Raw genomic sequence first — 17,827 nt, forward strand, 5'->3', positions numbered from 1 at the left:
AGCTGAGACATTGCCAGCGGGGCGCCGCGCGAACGGGCCTGATTGTACGGATTGCGTTGAGGGATTGACGCCCGCGTCAGAAACCGCGCAGGAGTTTCAGGTAACCTCGCTCGACCAGGGCGATCGAATCGTGAATGAGGCGGTTTGCTTTGCGGCGGGCGTGCGAATCCTTCCACTCGACCGAACGACGCCGCGCGTGATCGGAAGCTAGCACCTTTGCGGCCACCTCGCGCGGGCCGCCGCCCAGGTCGTGGACGTCGAAGGCGTGAAGGAGCTGGATCAATCGCCGTTTCTGAAAGGACGTCAGCCGCAGAGCCGCCGGCAGAAGACCGATGCGCTGGCCCCCAAGGCGACGAACGAAGTTTAGCGCCACCTCGAGCCGCAGTTCGCCCATGCTGTCGAGCGGCACGAGCACAGCAGGACGTCGCGCAGCCTGCTCGTCTCGCATGAGCAAGTGGAGCTCGCCTGATCCGTCTGTGATCACCAGCTCACGTCCGTCGGCATCGATCCGCTCGATAAGCGGCTCCCCGAGGACGTTACGACCGACCGACGTGGCGATATCGAATCCGGAAGGCGCCCGCTCCAGGATCAGCGTTCCCGGCGATACCTGCGGCAGCCAAATGGTGGGTTCAAGTCCAACGGGAGAGGCGGGGTCATGGGCGACACCGTAACCTCCAACGACGTGCAAGCTCGGAACGGACAGTCTTGGGATCAGCCCCCTCACGCGTGATCTGGCGCTGTGCACGAGCGAAGTCGCGGCGATAGTCAGCGTTGCGGCGAAGGAACTCGAGGGCAAAGCCCGGGCGTTCGAGACGATTCAGGCGTTCAATCGTCTCCGGCGAGCGCCAATACTGCGTGGGCATAGTGTGTCCTCTTGCTTCTTCACGTTCCGCGCTCCCCAGCGAAGGCCACGGCAGGATCAGAAAAGAGGGGCAGGCAAGCTAGACCTCGAAGTTGCATCACGCGTGATCGCAACTTGCGTGACAGGGCAGCTCACTGCATCCGCGGCTCCAATAAATGCTGATATCCGGCGTCCGTCATCCATCGCGCGCGGGCCAGATGGCTGTCATGGACGATCTTGGCGCGATCGGGTTCTCGGGATGGATCAAGGCCAAAGAGCACTTCGACGACCTCACGCCAGTCGGCGCCCTCTTCTTCGGCCATTAACAACCGGACGTAGATTGCAAGATGTTTCTCATCGTAGGCGTTCACGCGATCGGTTTGTGGCGGCCGGTCCTGAAATGGCAGTTCGTTCATTGCAATCATCTCCGTCAGCCTCAAAGCAATGCCGGACATTCATTTGACGGCGGGAACTTCGCAACGTCGCGAAATGTCGCGCGACCTCCACCGTGATGCATAGGCCGCATCACGGTGTGCCCGCAAGCGGCGAACGATGGCTCGCGAGGCACCGGCGCTCTCTAAATCGTGAACCGGCGCTCGCTGAGCGCGCCTGGCACGAAATCGCAACCCGATTCGGCATCCTGCTGACGCCCTCGGCGGTACGTAGTCCGTACCGTCTGCCCCCCCGCGCTGATCGCCAACGTTTCATCATGCATTCGGTTCGGGCTTGAGGCACATCAGCAGCTTCGTTCATTGGGGACTGCCGTGCCGATTGTAGAGAATACTCCGTGGTGAAATACTCTTCAATAGACCTCTCTCATCTCCATGGAGATACGGGAGATTCTGGCGCGCAATTTGAGAAAGCATCGGCAGGCCGCAGGCCTGTCTCAGGAGGAGCTTGCCCATCGCGCCGAAATTGATCGCGGTTACATCAGTTCACTCGAACGCTGCCGGTATGCAGCCAGCATTGACGTTCTCGATCGACTTGCCCGTGAATTAGGGGTCGAAGCAGCGGATCTCTTGCAGAAGAAAGCGCGCGGCACGCTACGCGGAAAGCGGGCCACTTGACGACTTGAGCTGGCCGGACATTGTTGAGCGCATTGGAGGCCAACGAAACGCGTCCAGTCAAACCGTGACCGCCTCGCGCTGCTGACCGGGATCTATTCCGCCGTACCCAACTGCTCCCTTGCCGTTCATTGCAAGCCCGCCCGGCACACCTGGCGGATGGTGATGCCCCGCCCGGACCAGCCGGGCGAGGCATTGTGGATCGGCTCAGTCGCCGTTGCGACGGCTGGGGCGAGACCAGATCAGACTGAAGCCCTCGCCCTCCTCGTCGTCAAAGAGGTTGGCGAAGATCGGAGCGGTGAAGCTCGGATCGTCGAGCTTGAGGCCGAGATAATCGCGGCCCTCGTTGGAGCGCTTGGCCCAGGCGGCGCCGATCTCAACCCGGCCCGCATAGACGCGGTGGCTGGGGCTGTTCTCGCCGGACCGATTGGTCTCGGGGACAATCCGGACGTTTTTGGTCTGGAGCGAGAGGGTCACGATTTCACCGGTGAACTCGTTGTTGCCGGTCTTCTTGAAGGTGCCGATGGTCGCCATGGAAGTTCTCCTTGATCTCTGTTTTCCGAGCCCGCACCTTGCGGCCTCGATGGTGATCGAAGGGGCCGGAGGCGATCGACGGCGCACCCCGAAGGGGCTCGACAGCAAAGGAGGACCTTTCTTGTCTCGCGCGAGGAATGACGGCGCAGCCGGCAGGGGAAGAAAGTTGTGACGCCGCTGTTGCGCCTTAGGCGATCGAGGCTTCAGCCGGCCTTCGGCCAGATCAATCCATCAAAGAGGCCGTTCGGTGCGCTCGGCCGGACAGAGCTGATATCGAGGAGAACGTGGCGATTTCGGTCGCACCGAGAGCCCGGCGAATGAGTTCGATGGTGACAGGCGCCCTCTCCTGTCAGCAATGGACGGATTTGGCGTTCGAGATCGCGCCTCGGCGGGGACGGCCCGTTCACATCCGTTGTCGGCCGATATTTGAGAGGTGACGGCTTGGTCCATACCGCCATGAGGGCGTGACGAAGCTGGCCTTGTGGAGATTGCTCGAGCTTCGACGCGCGCATTTGACTCGGCGATGAAAACCGAGAGCGTTCCGTACATCTGATCCAATCCCGTCCGCCGACGTGAAGCTACAATGCCCCCTGCCATTACCCGGCAGGTCCGGCGGTCATTCCAGTGATCCGGATGAACGCCGTGATGCTGACGGCAATGGCGCCCACGACTGGAAAGATCGCCTGCCAGATCGGTGCAGGCACCGCCATCAGCGCAATTCCGTGGGTGGCGCTGTAACCGGCGACAGTGGCGGGCGCGACGTAGAGGACGACGATCAGCAGCCGGAGCCAGGTCCACGGCACATAGGCGAGCGCAAGCTGGCCGATGCCGAAAGTCGCGCCGCCTGCGACGAGGCCTAAGACAATGCAGCCGACCACCCCGGCGCCGGTATGAAAGGCCCAGACGACGGTCGTGAGGCCGACGAAAAACCGGAGCGCGAAGACAGCAAGGGTGAACAGCAGCCAGCAAAAGAAGCCAATGCCGGTAATGACGAGCAGCGGTCCGAAGATGATCATAGCGGTGGGCTCCGTGAGATAGAGGTCTGACGGTCGCGCCTTCCACCACCACCACGGCGCATGCCCGAGTATAGCGGAGACGACTGTGATCGCGAGCGGAAATCCTGTGGGATTTCCGCCGCCCGACCTCCACGATGCTCGGGTCCTTCATCATTGGAACGGGTCGAATTCTTACCTATGCGCAGGTGGCGCATAACCACGACCACGGGAGATGACAGAAGTCGTCTGCTTCGATCACGTTGCGCGCCGGAATAGTTTATCTGCCAGAGCGATGAATGAGAGAACGAATTGTTCGTTGGCCGCCGACAGCCGCTTCCACCGTTTGCAGTTTTTGGATGATCCGGTGTGTTGGCGCAGGCCCTGATGCTGCCATGTACCAATGCAACTAGTGCTTGAACCCCCTGGAGAGATTGTTATGGCAAAACCCCCTCAAATCGTCCTCACGCCGTTCTTCCGCCCTCGCGATGAGGACGCTGAGGAGCAACAGATGTACGTGGCGGGATTCGTCGATGAGGAGGACGAGGCGTGGGGCACGCTGATCCCACTGGAGGCGGAGATGGTTGAGCAAGCCGTTATGAGGCATCAGACAATCGGGGTTTGGTGCAACTCCGACGGCCGCATCCAGCCGCAGCCCGACAGCGACGGGCTATTTGAACACCTGCTCGAGAAAGGTCAATTGAAGGAGACGCCTCTCGACGAACTGGTTGCCGAGGCTATCGAAGAAGGCAGGAATGAACCCAATGATGAGATTCTCGACATGTTCGAGACTCTGCATGAGCGGCTGGTGCGCGCCACGAGCGCAGTCGCTGACGAGATTGCGCGGCGCAGGCGATGAAATCCAGGCGCGCGAGCGCTGAGTGAAAGAGAATCTGGGCTACGTTTGGTACTTGGCCGAGTGACGGAGATTCCCACTTAGAGGACCAGGCAGGACGGCTTCAATCCTCATCAGATTGATCACGCGTCGTGGCGGCTCGCGCCGACTTCATTTGGATCGAGCGTCAGCCCCAACTGATGGGGGTATACGGAACTCGACGGCGCTTCAGTTCTTCCTCAAGGCGCAACGCTTCTCGTTTCGCAGTTTCGCCCAGCAGACGATGTTTGCTGCCTAGGCGCACATCGGCCGCAACTTGCTGCCGAATATTTTCGTAGAGTTTAAGGACGCTCGCGTCACTTAAATCCTGGATGGCCATCGACATCTTCTCAAAGACATTCACGAAATAAAATGGAGCCGCAGATGAGATCCGCGGCTCCCCGGGAAATAGCTCAATAAGACGCAATGTAGTCCAGCCCCGGTACCGACCTCAGAGTGCCTCGTTCATTGAGATTTGTGGAGCGTCAATGGCGCTTGCGTTTGCGAAAACAATATTAACGTTGCTTCTTCACCACACCGGGCTCAGCCCGGCCACTTAGACTGCCCGGACGCTCTCAGACTGTCTTGGACGGCAAAGTTGCTGTCGTTCGGTCCGGCTTCACTGTTTAGTCGTTTGTGCATTTCCTTGCTAGCCTTGAAGAGCGGAAAGCGCTTCTTGTCGACTCGCACGAGCGCGCCCGTTCGCGGATTTCTGCTGATGCGCGCCGGCCGTTGCTTGGCAGAAAACACTCCGAATCCTCGAGGCTCAACCCGATCACCGCGCGCGAGCGCAGCGACGATCTCGCCCAGGATTGCATTTACAATGTTCTCGACGTCACGCTGATAAAGGCGCGGACTTCGACCGGCGATACGCTCAACGAGTTCGGACCTGATCATTGGCACTGGCGTCCACGGAATTTGCGGGTGATCATTCCTCGACACCTTCGTCGAAACAGCGCAGGATGCGATCCATGGCCACTTGCCTTTGCGGGCCGTGGCGGTCACGGCGGCACGCGTGGAGAAGCGCCGCTCCCCGGCCGCCGGATCGGCGCGTTCGGGACGAGAGCATTCGGCGGCCGGAGACCTTGTTGATCGGCGCCAGCCGCAGCGTTGTTAAAGGAAACTTCGTCGGCTTCGCCGATGAGGAGTTGGGTAAGATGACGCTGGCCCACGCTCGTTTTTGGCATTCTCATCAGCGAGGTCCCACTTGTTGTTGCCGTTCTGACCATCAATGCCTTCGGATGGGACATGGAAGGACGATCTGCTCATGTTTGGCTCTAGCAGGATCGAAGCCCAGTGGCTCGATAGCTCGAGCACGTCGGCGAGCCTCGCCATGTACCCTTCTCCTCAATCAACAATGTCGATTGGGTGTGGTAAAAATGAGCCGCACAGAGGTCCCGCAAGGCCCTCAGTCCGGCCAGTTACGCGGGGATCGAACCCGCGCGAGTGATGCATCGTCGCGTCGAGACAGAAATCTGCCTACAATTGAATACCGTCCGAGTTCAGCGTAAGAACGTCTTTCTACAAAAGAAATTGGCGGTTAGTTGAGAAATGTCACGCCCAACCGTCGCTCGTCACGCCAGATGACGGAACAATAAATATCACGTCCAACGCTCGGAATGCGCAGACCGAAAGCGGCTGGCATAAAAGGCGCATCCAAGGTCTGAACGATTGCGGAGGAAGCCGTGAGATGGCGCACCTTACAGCGCATCGGAGAACCATCAATAACGATCTCGGCTATGCGAATACCCCTGTTTCGGCGCTCTTTCGTCACGTCTCTCATCTCTCCCGCTCTAGGGCGCGGGAGATGTGATTGGCGATTTCGGTCTCAATTTGGCTGGATCATGATTTCATTGTCAGGCCGCGAGCTTTTTCTCCATCGCCAACCAACGCCTCAAGTGAAAATCCTGCGCTACCACGGCCTTGCGCTCGCTGGACTTGCCGTCGCCCACCCGTTCGCCGCCGCAATCTGGCGCGTGGTCAGGCCGTCCAGGCTCCCCTCCAGTACCGCCAAGTGCTCCCCTGCGCAGCAGCAACGCGAGTCGCGTCCATGTCGGCGATCGTTGTGTCAATCGGCCTTTTAATTGCGGATTGATGCCAATTCTCTTTTTGAAGCCATTCGGCAAGACGATAGCGCTCGACCCGTTGGAGCGGGTTGGGGTTGCGGAGACGGGGCGAGCGCGACTGGTAGATCGATAGCCGGCTCGTAGTCGTGGACCGATTAGCCATTACCTACTCTCCTCAGCTGCGCGCCGCTGGGGTCATGGTCCTTTCCGAAGGTCGCAAGCGCCTCATGATGATGTCCGGATCGGGTGCCTCATCGTTTGCAATGGCGTGCGGGCGAGCCGCCACCAGCCGATTGACCGAGGTCACCACGACCACCATCCCAGCGGGACATCGCCGGGCCCGGCGAACCGGGTCAGGAACTTGCAAAATAATGTCAGGCCGGCGCGTGGCCTCAGTGGAACGGCGTGCCATAGACCCAAATGCCGTGGAGGATCACAGCGATCTAGCGCGCAATGGCGACCTTTGCCTTTTTCATACCGACCCGCTTCGCGATTCCCCAGGCCTTGAGGGAACACCATTTCTTGGTCCGATAGAGAAGGACGGTCGCTGCCTAAAACAGGGTAGATTTGGAGAAGTCAATCGCCCCATCGAGATATCTTGCCACTAATGTCAGTTTCACCAGATTGGTTGCGCAGAGGTGTGAGGCCGAGATAGGCACTGACTGTCGAGGCCGATCGCAGGGGCGGGTCATCGATCGTATGGCGGAAGGTGACGGCAGTCACCAGGCCAACACCAGGAACCGTCATTAGGCGAGGCGTCGTCTCGTCAGACTTCCCAAATCGGCGGACCTCCTCGTCGAATTTTATCTGCTGCTGGCAGATATGCTCATGAATTGACAGGAGTGGCTCGATCATGTTGAGGAGTCGATGATCTTCGCCCGATAGCTCCCCGAGCTGGTTAAGAACTGTTGGCCAATCGCGCGAGGGAATAGCAACCCACATTTCTTCATCAGACTGTCAAGCGACGTCCGGATTTGACCCCGCAGCGACATGAGGAAGTGACCCCCTTGTTGTTTGCAGGACTGTAGCAAGCCGCTCGCGAAGCGCGCCCGTCATAGCGCTGTAGCGAGCGAGCGGCTTGCTTCACGACTTCTTCTCCGATTTGGCTTCTGGTGCAGCGGGCTTCTGCAGCAGTCCGCTGCGGCGCTTCTCCTTCAAGCGATAGCTGTCGCCGCGGATCGTGATGACGTGACTGTGGTGCAGCAGACGATCAAGGATCGCGGTGGCAACCACGGGGTCGCTGAAGACCGAGCCCCACTCGCCGACACTGCGGTTGCTGGTCAGCAGGATCGCGCCTCTCTCATAGCGACGGCTAACGAGCTGAAAGAAGAGATGCGCGGCATTGGGTTCAAAGGGCAGATACCCAAGCTCGTCGATGATCAAGAGCTTTGGCTTGGCAAATTGCGCGAGTCGCTCCTCGAGCCGCCCTTCGCCGTGACCTTTAGCAAGCTGCGCAACGACAGTCGTGGCTGCGACGAACTGAACTGAATGCCCAGCCAGGATCGCTTCGCGACCAAGAGCGACCGCAAGATGCGTCTTGCCAACGCCAGGCGGACCAGCGTCATAATGCCGGGTGTCTGGGATCAGAGGTTGAGATCCTCTACCCATTTCATCCGCGATGCGGAGCGTTAGTCGTCGTTGTCGCCTGCAAGCGGCTCGGGGGTGAGACGCATTTTGTTATCAGACAACCTGATGCGACGTTAACGCTTCTGCCGGCATGGATGGCGACCCCCGCCGCCGCTTCCTTCCGACTGATAGCTGATCCGCGGCTTCCGGTGAATCGTCTGCTGGAGGCGCGCGTTCTTGCCGACGCGGCCTTAGCCTCCTCTCCCAGGGAATCGTCCCAATCGCGAGGAGGCGGTCATGGCGGACGCATCACGTCGTCAGGGGGATCTTTTCGAGAGCCCTCCAACATACAGCAGCATTCCAATCGAAGCCCACCAGCGAATGTTGGAGCTGTTGAAGGAGCTTCTGACCGAAGCGCTCACCGACAGCGCGGTCGACGCAAACGACGTGAACGGGGAGGACAGCGGTGAGCAAGATCACGCCTGAGCACCTTGCTCGCCAGGCCGTCGTGTACGTTCGTCAGTCGACGGCCGACCAGGTTATCAACAACCGAGAGAGCCAGCGCCGCCAGTACGGCTTGGCCGACCGTGCGCGGCAACTGGGCTGGAACGAGGTGGTCGTGATCGACGATGATCTCGGTCGCTCTGGTGGAGGCACCGCGCGTCCCGGCTTCGAGAAGCTGCTTGCCGCCATTTGCGAAGGGCGAGTTGGCGCTGTGGTCTCGATTGAGGCCTCTCGGCTGGCCCGCAACGGCAGGGATTGGCATACGCTCCTGGAGTTCTGCGGGCTCGTCGGAACACTGATCGTCGATGAGGATGGCGTCTACGATCCGCGCCACCCCAATGATCGCCTTCTGCTCGGCATGAAGGGCACAATGAGCGAGATGGAGCTGTCTATCTTTCGGCAGCGCTCGCTTGAAGCCTTGAAGCAGAAGGCCCACAGGGGTGAGCTCTTCCTCAACGTTGCCATCGGCTATCTCAAAGTCTCCCACGATCGGATCGAGAAGGACCCTGATCGACGCATTAAGGAGGCTCTCGCACTCGTGTTCACCAAGTTTGCCGAGATGCAGACACTTCGCCAGGTCCACCTGTGGTTACGGCAAGAACGAATCACTTTGCCCGCGGTCAGCCATGGCCCCGAGGGCCGCCACGTCGAGTGGAAGTTACCAGTCTACAATACGATCTATCACATCCTGACCAATCCCATCTATGCTGGTGCCTACGCCTTCGGGCGCTCGAGCAGTCGGGTGACGATCGAGGCCGGCCGCAAGAGGATCGTGCGGGGCTTCCGGCGGGAGCGCAGCGACTGGGAGGTTTTGATCAAGGACCACCATGAGGGCTACATTACGTGGGCGGAGTTCGAGAGGAATCAGCGCTTGATCACCGATAACGCCAATGGGAAGAGCTTCATGAGTCGTGGCTCGGTCCGCTGCGGCGAGGCCCTTCTTGCAGGGCTCCTTCGTTGCGGTCACTGCGGTCGCAAACTTCACGTTGCCTACAGTGGCACGCACAGCACTGTTGGGCGTTATCATTGCCGCGGTAGCCAGATCAACCATGGCGGAGATCCATGTATCTCATTCGGCGGCTTGCGCGTGGATCGCGCAATCAGCGCGGAAGTCATCGCACGTTTGCAGCCGCTCGGTGTCAAGGCTGCGCTGGCTGCCATGGAGGCGCGCGGCCGTGAGCACGCCGAGAAGCTGCGTCAACTTGAACTGGCTCTGGAGCAAGCGCGTTATGAGGCCACTCGTGCTCGTCGGCACTATGAGGCCGTCGATCCCGACCATCGCTTGGTAGCCGGCGAGTTGGAGCGACGTTGGAATGAACGCCTGCTGGCTGTCCGCGCGCTCGAGGATGAGCGCGGTGCGTTTTTAGCCAAGCCGGAGACGACTCTGACAGAGGCGGATCGCGAGCGGTTACTCGCGCTTGGCTCCGATTTGGAGCGTGCCTGGAACAGCACTGGGGCGACGCCTGCGACGCGCAAGCGGATCATCCGAACTGTGATCCGCGAGATCGTTGTGCGCATCCATGATGAGGCGATCGAGCTTGTCATCCACTGGCAGGGCGGCGATCATACAGCACTAAAGACCAGGAAGAACCGCACGGGCCAACACCGCTGGAGAACGTCCGCGGACGTCATCGATCTCGTGCGTGTTCTGGCGCGGCAGATGCCCGACAACACGATCGCGGCGGTCCTCAACCGCGCCGGCAAGTCGACGGGACGGGGTAACAGTTGGACCCGCGCCCGCGTTTGCCACTTGCGCAACCAGCAGGCTATCGCGCCCTACCGAGAGGGCGAACGCGCGGAGAGAGGAGAGGTCACTCTGGATGAAGCTGCCGCTGCCTTGAAGGTCAGCCCATCGACGGTTCGCCGTCTGATCGCGGAGCAGAGCTTGCCCGCGCATCAGCTGTGCAAGGGCGCACCCTGGGTGATCAAAGCGCTGGATCTGGAGCATCCTGAGGTCAAGAAGGCGGCACACGCGCGGCGCTTCCGGCGGCCGTCGTCCGGCGATCTGCGCCAAAGAGAGCTTGAACTATAACGGCATAGCGAGGTGAGCAGTATGAATCGGACTCGGGTGGCCCAAGCAGCAACACGTTCTCGCCATTGGCAATCCAGCGGGCGCTCGCAAGCTCGCGTATCTGCTTGGGATCCAGCGAGGGCTGGGCCGAGAAGTCGAAGCCCGACAAATCGCGAACGAACGGGAAGCGAGCAAGTTTGAGCGTCATCTCGACGCGCCGCTCATCCTTGCGGGCGATCTCGCGCTCGCACAGCAGCACCAGGGTCTCGCGTAGGCTCAGCTCTTGCCGGCCGGCCTCATCCAACAGCCCATCCAGCTGGTCGCGGACAGCCGTCAGCTTTAGGCGCGTCAGCATATCACTAAGGCGGTCGGGGACAATGGCTCGCATCAGAAGCCCCCTCCCACAATCGCTTCGTACTCGCCGAGCGGCCGCAGCAGCGTCGGCGACGGCGGCGCGACAGGCGATAACGCGAGATCGCCAGCACGACTCGGTTTAAAGCCAGTCAGGCCCTCAAAGTGTTTAGGGTCGACGACGCGACCGCGACGGCCGACACAGATCGGATGAGCGGCCACCTCATGGATCCCGTGGTGGATGCACACCACGCCATCGGCGATCGTCGCTCTCACCGTCTCGCCGATCAGCCGCCATGGCACAGAGTAGGCGTTGCCATCGATCTCGACCGCGCAGTCGGCCTGCACGCGACGGATCAGTTCACGTGCGGCCTGGAAGGGCGGCCTGCCGGCGATGGGCTTCAACGCATGCGCCTCAGCGCGCCTGAAGCGCTCAATCGGTACTTCGCCCGTCGTGCCATGCTGGCGTAGGTCGGCGATCTCCCGCGTCCAAGCCTCAAGGTGCGCCTCAAAGGCCTCCCAGCTCGGGAAGGTGCGGCCGGCGACCGCATTCCGCTTGACGTAGCCGACGCCATTCTCGGTCTTGCCCTTGGTGCGGGCTCGATATGGCGCGCAGGCCCGTGGCCGGAAGCCCCAGTGCTTGGCAAACGCGGTCAGCTTGTCATTAAACACGACGGTGCGCGTCGCGGCATCGTGTTCCACGACCAGCGCACGCGCATTGTCGAACAGCACCTCGTCGGGCACGCCGCCAAACTTCACGAAGGAGCTTTCCAAGCCATCGAACCAGCTCTCTTGCCGTTCGTTGCGGAATGCCCTGACATGGTGCCGGCGCGAGTAGCCCAACGTGGCGACGAACAGGTAGGCGCGAACCTTGCTACCGCCGATCTCGACCAGCCGCTCGCCAAAATCGATCTGCAGCTGTTTGCCGGGCGGTGTCTCGAACCGCACCGTCGCACGCGCCTCGGCCGCAAGCTCCTGGCGATAGCGCTGGACGGCCCGCTCGACCGTGCGCAGGCTGACGATGATGCCTTTCTCGGCTGCCAGCTCCTGGCGGATCACGTCGGCATTGCCGTGGTGCTGCCGTAGGCGCTCCTTGAGCCAGATCTCCTGGCCATCGAGTGCCTTTTTGCGGTGCGGCTGCCGATACGGCGTCCAGCCGCCAGCCGCCACGTAGTCCTTCACCGTGTTGCGGCTAATCCCGAGCTCCCCGGCAATCCGTTTACTACCCCACCCCAGCTCCTTGAGCCGGAGTATCGCCGAAACCTCGTCCGGCTCCAGCATGGCCTCCCTCCGCGGATCTTTGAACCGCAGAGGACCTGAACTGAGTCGCTGCATAAAACCCCCGTTCTGACCGTGTCGCGAGGGGGTCAATTCCTCGTGTCGTCAGGGGGTCAATTTTCCACGTCGCCCGACATCAGACTGCGGTCCTGGTTCTCGATATCCGGCGCATGGACACAAGGCGGAATTGCGCGACAAGTATCGCTCGAACATTGTGGCTCTCCTCGCTCTGGATTTTGACTTCTCGATACCACCCAACCCGCACCCAGTTCGGCAAGACCCCGAGCATCATTCCGATCGCTCTTGTTCATGCGACCGACTCGTGTCCGGTCCTGGACACGCCGCGTGTTACAAAACTAACCGATCTTGTTGCGAAGACAACATCGCGATCGAAAACCGCAGCGAATGCGCATTGCGTCCGCTGGCTCAGATCCTGCAAACCACAACCGCCGTGGAAGCGAGCCAACAACGTCAGCCATTGAGTTGCCGTTGCAAGTTTTGGCGCGCGTTTTGTGTTCGTGAGGTGAAATGCGACCCCAACTTCTTTTTTGCTGCGTCACAACAGCTGCGCTCGTTGCAGGCGGTGCCGTCAATTCGGCCGATCTTAAGCCGGCAGTAAAGGCCCCACCCGCCGTCTGGAGGTGGACCGGAGGATATATCGGTGGGCACGTCGGCGGGGGCTACGGGCAAACATCATTCAGCGATTCCTATGGCAAGTCGCTCTATGGGGACGTTGTCCAAACCCCTGTGTTCCTGGCGGGAGGTCAGATCGGCTACAACTGGCAGAGCGAACGCTGGGTTTTCGGCGTTGAACTGGATGCTAGTCGCGCTGCCTCAGACGGTACAAACACCTGTCTTGCCGCCTCCAGCTCTGTCATCAGCGCAAACTGCAGCGCCGGTCCAAGCGTGTTTGCTACCGGAACGGGTCGCCTTGGGTATGCGTTCGGCCCGCATGGCCAAACACTTGTTTACCTCAAGGGGGGCTTGGCCTGGCAGCGCAATAGCGGCGTTGTCGCCAACAACAACGAATTCGCTAGCCGCACTAACCCATCTGGCCTGGCGCCACAGAATTCCACCCGTTTCGACGATGGTCGTGTCGGTGGCACCATCGGCGTAGGCGTCGAGCAAGCACTCACGAATGCATGGTCCTTGAGCCTTGAGTACGATTATCTGAAGTTCAACGGATCAAGTGTTGCGACTCCTCCGACCCTGCAATATCCGCCGCCGGCAACCGTCCCCGCCAACACCACCGGCCTGTCCAGCAGCTATCACATCGGAAAACTTGGACTGAACTACCATTTTGACGCACTCCCACAGACGCCAGGATGGCGAGATACGCCGCCATACGCAACGAAGCCGACCGTCAGCGCCTCGCCCAGTGGCCTTGCTGACGGGTGGTCGCTGGAAGGCGGCACACGGCTGTGGTTGAGCCGGGGGAGGTTTCAATGGGACCTCGGGAGTACTGATCTTATATCAAGGCTCACCTATCATGGGCTGGACGGGATTTCCGGTGAGTTGTTCGAGCGGCTGGACAGCCCTTGGGGAATCTTTCTGAAGGGCAATATCGGAGTTGGGCGCTTCAACAACGGAAAAATGAACGATGAAGATTGGGGCGTGGACCCGCTCCCTTATCGCAACACAATATCGGGCCAGGGCAACGGAAGGTTCACGTACTACACCGCCGATGCCGGTTACGATTTCCTGCATGGCAGCACCTCCAAGGTTGGTGGGTTTATGGGCTGGAGCTACTACGGCCAGAAGTCTGACACGATAGGCTGCGTTCAGATCGCCTCGCCCTACGCTCCATGTCTGGCGCCAGGCGATAAAAGGATTGTGGGCAGCCAAGACACTGATTGGAATGCGCTGCGCATCGGGCTTAGCGCTGAGACCATGTTGCTCGATCGCTGGCGCATGAGCGCCGATGTTGCTTACCTGCCGTGGACGGATTTCCAGGGGCGCGACAACCATCTGCTGCGCCCGTTCACGACCTTCTACGATCAACGCGGGAGTGGTGGCGGTGGTGTGCAGGTCGAGGCAGTTTTATCCTACTTCATCACCAAGAACTTCAGCGTCGGCGTCGGTGGTCGTTATTGGGCCATGTGGACTCCTAACCAGCAAAAGCAACTCACAACCATAGCCGAGGAAGCCGGCCGCCGTCCTGTTACTCACGGCCCCTTTCCCGGGGACTATCGCATGGAGCGGTGGGGCACGTTCTTCCAGGCCTCCTACAAATTTGACTGAACTGTTCGCTCCAGCTCCGTCCGCTCGACGTTGATCTAGAATCAAACGTCGAGCGTGCGAAGATCTGGTAATTGCTATGGCTGCCTACAACGGCATCCTGGATCATCCCGTTCAGCATGGAATCTGCGCGCGCAATTTACGATTGCGCCATTTTGGTTGGACCGAGGTGTTTAGTCCCGGCATTTGCTGGAGCGGGTCGAGCTTGAATCGTCCTGGCTGGGAAGTCCATTTGCAGATGTATTCGTAGGGTGTGAGGCCCTTCAGGGTCTTCAGCCGTCGATCGTGGTTGTCGGCGGTGATGAAGTCGGCAAGATGAGTTTCGAGCTGAACGTGTCGATCGTAATGGTAGCGTTGGACGGCCGCGTCCCTTGATCGTGCGGTTCATGCGCTCGACCTGGGCATTGGTCCAGGGATGCTTGACCTTGGTCAGGCGATCTTCGATCGCGTTTTCCTGGAATCGCATATCGAACTTATGCGTCACATAGCTTGCCGTCTGTGGCATTCGAACTCGTCGGCGGCCTGGTCGCGCATCAGCTCGAAGGCGCCTCGTCGCTCGATCAGCGTCTGCCCTTCTGCCGTCAGTCGCTCCAGCTCGACGGATTTGATCTCGCTGCCGTCATGCTCGCGCTGCGACCGCTGCTGCGCCAGCTCGTTGTCGTCGAGTTCGCGCTCGATCCGGTCGATGGCACGGTGGAAGACGTTCACCGTCGACCAGAGCAGGTCCTCGAGGTCGGGTTCAAGGCGGGTGACGCTGAATGCGCTGGCGTAGGCATCATAGATCCGCCGCTGCTCGTCGGTGAGCTGGTGCTCGACCAGTTCATACTCGACACCGTCATAGGAGAGAGAGCGGGCGGTGTAGAGGCCGAGCGCGCGCAAGTCGCGGGCCAGAACCTCCATTGCCGCGACGCCGCCCTCCTCGATTGCTTCGACGAACTCGGCGCGGGTGGCGAACGGAAAATCCTCCCCACCCCAGAGCCCGAGCCGTTGCGCATAGGCGAGATTGTGGACAGTGGTGGCGCCGGTCGCCGAAACATAGACGACGCGGGCGTTGGGCAGCGCGTGCTGCAAGCGCAAACCTGCACGGCCCTGCTGCGAGGGCGCGACATCGCCCCGCTCGCCCTTGCCCCCGGCGTTCTGCATGGCATGGCTCTCGTCGAAAATAATGACGCCGTCGAAGTCGGAGCCCAACCATTGAACGATCTGCCGGACGCGCGAAAGCTTCTCGCCGCGGTCGTCGGACCGCAGCGTAGCGTAGGTTAAAAATAGGATATCCTCGGAGAGAACGATCGGACGTCCCTGAGGAAAGCGCGAGAGCGGTGTGACGAGCAGACGCTCCATGCCCAGCGCCGACCAGTCGCGCTGGGCGTCCTCGAGCAGCTTGTCGGACTTGGAGAGCCAGACCGCGTCATCGCGCTCGTGCTCCGTGGTGTGGACGGTCGCCGCGTGGTCGGCGTCGGCCATTCTCAGGGGCTCGGGCAGCCAGCCGGTCTCCGCCAGGAGGCGTTCGGCCTCCTTGGCCATGTCGCCCTTCTTCAGATGATCGATGAGCTGGGCGGCCCGCTCGCCGGCGCCTTCCCGCACCGCCTCCAGGATGCGGCGCTTCGGCACCCGGCCGAGATAGTTCTCGACGGTCGGGCGCCACCCGGCTTCCACCATGTCGAGGTCGACGGCTTTGGCGATGCGATCGGCCTCAGTGATGCGCTGCTCGACGGTGTGCGGCGTGACCCCGCCGCCGTAGCGGTCACCCTTCTCGTACAGCGCGTTGACACCGAACGAGGCGCAGTGCGCAAAAAGCGGCGCCTGCTCGTCGCCGGAGAGGCCGGTGAGCCAATCCCATAGGCCCGCCTTGTCCTTCGGCATCCGCTCCTCCCAGCTCTTGTGGCGTGCGTCGATCGCCTTAGCCGCCGGCGTATCCTTCAGCCCCTGCGCCTGCATCGGGAAGCTGGCGCTGCGCACGGAGACCTCCATCGCCGCCCCATGGGAGAAATAGCGGGAGAAGACGTCGAGGCAGAATTTGTGCAGCACCGCCTGGAAGGCCACCGAAGGCGTGGTCGCCAGTTTGTCGCGCAGCGCCAGCGTCCGCTCCGCCGTGGTTCGGTCAGTAGACGGTCCGGGAGCGGCTTGACCGCATCATCGTCCTCATCCTCGGGCTCTGCAGCTTGGCCCGCGACGGTGATGACGGCGCGTTGGGCGACCGGCACCGAGGGCTCCGCGCCATCTGGATCAACCGAGGTGGTGGGTTCGCCGTCGCCACTCTGCCCCGGCTCGGCCACGGGCACTTCGTCCTCCGGCCGCACATAGCCGCGATCGACCGACAGCCTGCCTTCGGCATCGATGCCGACGAACACGCCCGCGCGGGCGATGTCGGCCGACTGATAGGTGACGGGTCGATCCTCGAAGGCGGCGAGAGCCGTCTCGATCTCGCCGAGTCGCTGGTCAACCTCGTCGGGCAGTTCGTCCACACCGTCATGCTCGGCTTCGAGCCTGGCATATTCAGCGTTGAGCGCATCGATGGTCGCCTGCTCTTCAGCCGTGAGATTAGCGGAGACGCCGTCCAGTTGGCGCAGGCCACGGGTATGGCCGTAGGGGAAATCGGTCGCGCCGACCTCGATCCACTTCCAACCTTCGGCGGCGATCGTTTCCGCCTCTGCCTTCAACTTCTCAGCGACAAGTCGGTCGAGCAGAGCGACGTCCTCGAGCCAGCCGCCGTCGTCGGACTGGAAGAGATCGCGCAGCACCGCGCCTCCGGCCGCCTCGTAGACGTCGAGGCCGACAAACACGGCCCGCCGGTCGGAGACGCGCACCGTCTTCTCCGTCAGCATGCGGCGGATCTGATAGGGCTCCTTCTGCCACGACCCGGAGATCGACTGCCAAACCTGCTCCTGGCGCGCATGATCGGCAGTGACGGTGAAGGCCACGAGCTGCTCGAGCGACATCCCGTCATCGGCATAGACGTCGAGCAGCGCGGGCGAGACCGACGCGAGGTGCAGGCGCTGCTTCACGACATTGATCGACGTGAAGAAAGCAGCGGCGATGTCCTCCTCGGTCCTGCCCTTCTCGCGCATAGCCTGAAAGGCGCGGAACTGGTCAAGGGGGTGCAACGGCGCGCGCTGGATGTTCTCGGCGAGTGAGTCGTCCTCGGCGAGAATGTTGCTCGCAGATCGCGCACGACGCAAGGCACCGGCGCGGACTTGGCCAACCGCTTCTGTTTCACCAGCAGCTCCAGTGCCCGATAGCGGCGGCCGCCGGCCGGGATCTCGAACATTCCGGTCTCGGCACCTTCGGCGTCGAGGACCGGCCGGACGTTGAGGCTTTGGAGCAAGGTACGCCGGGCGATGTCCTCGGCCAGCTCCTCAATGGAGACGCCGGCCTTTACACGGCGGACGTTGGACTGGCTGAGCACCAGCTTATTGAAGGGGATGTCGCGCGAGGACGACAGGGTGATCTTCTGAACGACAGTCGCCATGGGTGATACTCCGCGACGGGCGACCCAAAGACTTTCTCT

At 61.2% G+C, this 17,827-nt stretch carries 14 protein-coding genes and 6 pseudogenes; 5 read left to right on the forward strand and 15 right to left on the reverse strand.

What is annotated here, in order from left to right:
- Window positions 1-76 precede the first annotated feature (76 nt).
- The 3 genes from IVB26_RS35925 to IVB26_RS35935 form a co-directional block, all read right to left on the reverse strand.
- Window positions 77-688 carry a DUF2285 domain-containing protein gene (locus IVB26_RS35925; RefSeq protein WP_247969617.1) on the reverse strand — a complete coding sequence of 204 codons (612 nt, stop codon included), beginning with the start codon at window positions 686-688 and terminating at the stop codon, window positions 77-79.
- On the reverse strand, window positions 654-863 hold the full coding sequence (locus IVB26_RS35930) for a transcriptional regulator domain-containing protein (protein WP_083926468.1): 210 nt from the start codon (window positions 861-863) through the stop codon (window positions 654-656). Before IVB26_RS35930 ends, IVB26_RS35925 begins: the two co-directional genes overlap by 35 nt.
- A gap of 130 nt (window positions 864-993) precedes the next feature.
- Window positions 994-1,257 carry a DUF2285 domain-containing protein gene (locus IVB26_RS35935; RefSeq protein ID WP_026233330.1) on the reverse strand — a complete coding sequence of 88 codons (264 nt, stop codon included), beginning with the start codon at window positions 1,255-1,257 and terminating at the stop codon, window positions 994-996.
- A 408-nt stretch (window positions 1,258-1,665) separates the two neighbouring features.
- Between IVB26_RS35935 and IVB26_RS35940 the strand changes: the two genes are divergently transcribed.
- The gene (locus tag IVB26_RS35940; RefSeq protein WP_247293522.1) at window positions 1,666-1,908 is read left to right on the forward strand and encodes a helix-turn-helix domain-containing protein; all 243 of its coding nucleotides are present in this window, start codon (window positions 1,666-1,668) and stop codon (window positions 1,906-1,908) included.
- A 204-nt stretch (window positions 1,909-2,112) separates the two neighbouring features.
- On the opposite strand, the gene IVB26_RS35945 is transcribed toward IVB26_RS35940, so the two are convergent.
- Both IVB26_RS35945 and IVB26_RS35950 read right to left on the reverse strand, forming a co-directional pair.
- A complete protein-coding gene (locus IVB26_RS35945; protein ID WP_247356100.1) occupies window positions 2,113-2,439 on the reverse strand; it encodes a DUF736 domain-containing protein in 327 nt (108 codons plus the stop codon).
- 596 nt (window positions 2,440-3,035) lie between these two features.
- Complete coding sequence (locus tag IVB26_RS35950; protein WP_247969618.1) at window positions 3,036-3,455, reverse strand: hypothetical protein; 420 nt, start codon at window positions 3,453-3,455, stop codon at window positions 3,036-3,038.
- Window positions 3,456-3,870: 415 nt separating this feature from the next.
- Here IVB26_RS35950 and IVB26_RS35955 point away from each other — a divergent pair, with 415 nt between their 5' ends.
- Complete coding sequence (locus IVB26_RS35955; protein WP_247969619.1) at window positions 3,871-4,290, forward strand: hypothetical protein; 420 nt, start codon at window positions 3,871-3,873, stop codon at window positions 4,288-4,290.
- 163 nt (window positions 4,291-4,453) lie between these two features.
- On the opposite strand, the gene IVB26_RS35960 is transcribed toward IVB26_RS35955, so the two are convergent.
- The 5 genes and pseudogenes from IVB26_RS35960 to IVB26_RS35980 all read right to left on the reverse strand — a co-directional run.
- Window positions 4,454-4,645, reverse strand: coding sequence for a hypothetical protein (locus tag IVB26_RS35960; RefSeq protein WP_247969620.1), 192 nt, complete (start codon window positions 4,643-4,645; stop codon window positions 4,454-4,456).
- 203 nt (window positions 4,646-4,848) lie between these two features.
- Window positions 4,849-5,202 (reverse strand): HU family DNA-binding protein, encoded by a 354-nt coding sequence (locus IVB26_RS35965; RefSeq protein WP_247969621.1) that lies wholly within the window; start codon window positions 5,200-5,202, stop codon window positions 4,849-4,851.
- A gap of 959 nt (window positions 5,203-6,161) precedes the next feature.
- Window positions 6,162-6,431 (reverse strand): hypothetical protein, encoded by a 270-nt coding sequence (locus IVB26_RS35970; RefSeq protein ID WP_247969622.1) that lies wholly within the window; start codon window positions 6,429-6,431, stop codon window positions 6,162-6,164.
- Between the two features lie 386 nt (window positions 6,432-6,817).
- Window positions 6,818-7,327: pseudogene (locus IVB26_RS35975) on the reverse strand (transposase); the annotation flags it as partial.
- 127 nt (window positions 7,328-7,454) lie between these two features.
- Window positions 7,455-7,928: pseudogene (locus IVB26_RS35980) on the reverse strand (ATP-binding protein); the annotation flags it as partial.
- Window positions 7,929-8,234: 306 nt separating this feature from the next.
- Between IVB26_RS35980 and IVB26_RS35985 the strand changes: the two are divergent.
- Together IVB26_RS35985 and IVB26_RS35990 are read left to right on the forward strand one after the other, a co-directional pair.
- Window positions 8,235-8,423: a hypothetical protein gene (locus tag IVB26_RS35985; RefSeq protein ID WP_247301635.1), complete on the forward strand. Its 189-nt coding sequence runs from the start codon at window positions 8,235-8,237 to the stop codon at window positions 8,421-8,423.
- On the forward strand, window positions 8,404-10,473 hold the full coding sequence (locus IVB26_RS35990) for a recombinase family protein (RefSeq protein ID WP_247969624.1): 2,070 nt from the start codon (window positions 8,404-8,406) through the stop codon (window positions 10,471-10,473). Before IVB26_RS35985 ends, IVB26_RS35990 begins: the two co-directional genes overlap by 20 nt.
- Window positions 10,474-10,507: 34 nt before the next feature.
- Here the strand turns inward: IVB26_RS35990 and IVB26_RS35995 are convergent.
- From IVB26_RS35995 to IVB26_RS43575, 3 genes and pseudogenes are all read right to left on the reverse strand, one after another.
- Window positions 10,508-10,840, reverse strand: a pseudogene (locus IVB26_RS35995) (ATP-binding protein); the annotation flags it as partial.
- Window positions 10,840-12,084 (reverse strand): IS21 family transposase, encoded by a 1,245-nt coding sequence (gene istA, locus IVB26_RS36000; RefSeq protein ID WP_346732847.1) that lies wholly within the window; start codon window positions 12,082-12,084, stop codon window positions 10,840-10,842. The gene istA and the pseudogene IVB26_RS35995, both read right to left, overlap by 1 nt.
- A gap of 131 nt (window positions 12,085-12,215) precedes the next feature.
- Window positions 12,216-12,395: pseudogene (locus IVB26_RS43575) on the reverse strand (IS110 family transposase); the annotation flags it as partial.
- A 214-nt stretch (window positions 12,396-12,609) separates the two neighbouring features.
- Here IVB26_RS43575 and IVB26_RS36005 point away from each other — a divergent pair.
- Window positions 12,610-14,322: an outer membrane beta-barrel protein gene (locus IVB26_RS36005; protein ID WP_247969626.1), complete on the forward strand. Its 1,713-nt coding sequence runs from the start codon at window positions 12,610-12,612 to the stop codon at window positions 14,320-14,322.
- Between the two features lie 111 nt (window positions 14,323-14,433).
- On the opposite strand, the pseudogene IVB26_RS36010 reads toward IVB26_RS36005, so the two are convergent.
- Window positions 14,434-14,797: pseudogene (locus IVB26_RS36010) on the reverse strand (integrase core domain-containing protein); the annotation flags it as partial.
- A 272-nt stretch (window positions 14,798-15,069) separates the two neighbouring features.
- Window positions 15,070-17,788 (reverse strand): annotated as a pseudogene (locus IVB26_RS36020) (strawberry notch-like NTP hydrolase domain-containing protein); the annotation flags it as partial.
- Window positions 17,789-17,827: the final 39 nt, after the last annotated feature.

This window comes from Bradyrhizobium sp. 195, from assembly GCF_023101665.1.
In the GTDB taxonomy this organism is placed as follows: Bacteria; Pseudomonadota; Alphaproteobacteria; order Rhizobiales; family Xanthobacteraceae; genus Bradyrhizobium.

Coding starts and splice junctions, on each gene's coding strand:
- IVB26_RS35930 (WP_083926468.1), bottom strand. CDS start 863: ATGCCCACGCAGTATTGGCGCTCGCCGGAGACGATTGAACGCCTGAAT.
- IVB26_RS35935 (WP_026233330.1), bottom strand. CDS start 1,257: ATGAACGAACTGCCATTTCAGGACCGGCCGCCACAAACCGATCGCGTG.
- IVB26_RS35940 (WP_247293522.1), top strand. CDS start 1,666: ATGGAGATACGGGAGATTCTGGCGCGCAATTTGAGAAAGCATCGGCAG.
- IVB26_RS35945 (WP_247356100.1), bottom strand. CDS start 2,439: ATGGCGACCATCGGCACCTTCAAGAAGACCGGCAACAACGAGTTCACC.
- IVB26_RS35950 (WP_247969618.1), bottom strand. CDS start 3,455: ATGATCATCTTCGGACCGCTGCTCGTCATTACCGGCATTGGCTTCTTT.
- IVB26_RS35955 (WP_247969619.1), top strand. CDS start 3,871: ATGGCAAAACCCCCTCAAATCGTCCTCACGCCGTTCTTCCGCCCTCGC.
- IVB26_RS35960 (WP_247969620.1), bottom strand. CDS start 4,645: ATGGCCATCCAGGATTTAAGTGACGCGAGCGTCCTTAAACTCTACGAA.
- IVB26_RS35965 (WP_247969621.1), bottom strand. CDS start 5,202: ATGATCAGGTCCGAACTCGTTGAGCGTATCGCCGGTCGAAGTCCGCGC.
- IVB26_RS35985 (WP_247301635.1), top strand. CDS start 8,235: ATGGCGGACGCATCACGTCGTCAGGGGGATCTTTTCGAGAGCCCTCCA.
- istA (WP_346732847.1), bottom strand. CDS start 12,084: ATGCTGGAGCCGGACGAGGTTTCGGCGATACTCCGGCTCAAGGAGCTG.
- IVB26_RS36005 (WP_247969626.1), top strand. CDS start 12,610: ATGCGACCCCAACTTCTTTTTTGCTGCGTCACAACAGCTGCGCTCGTT.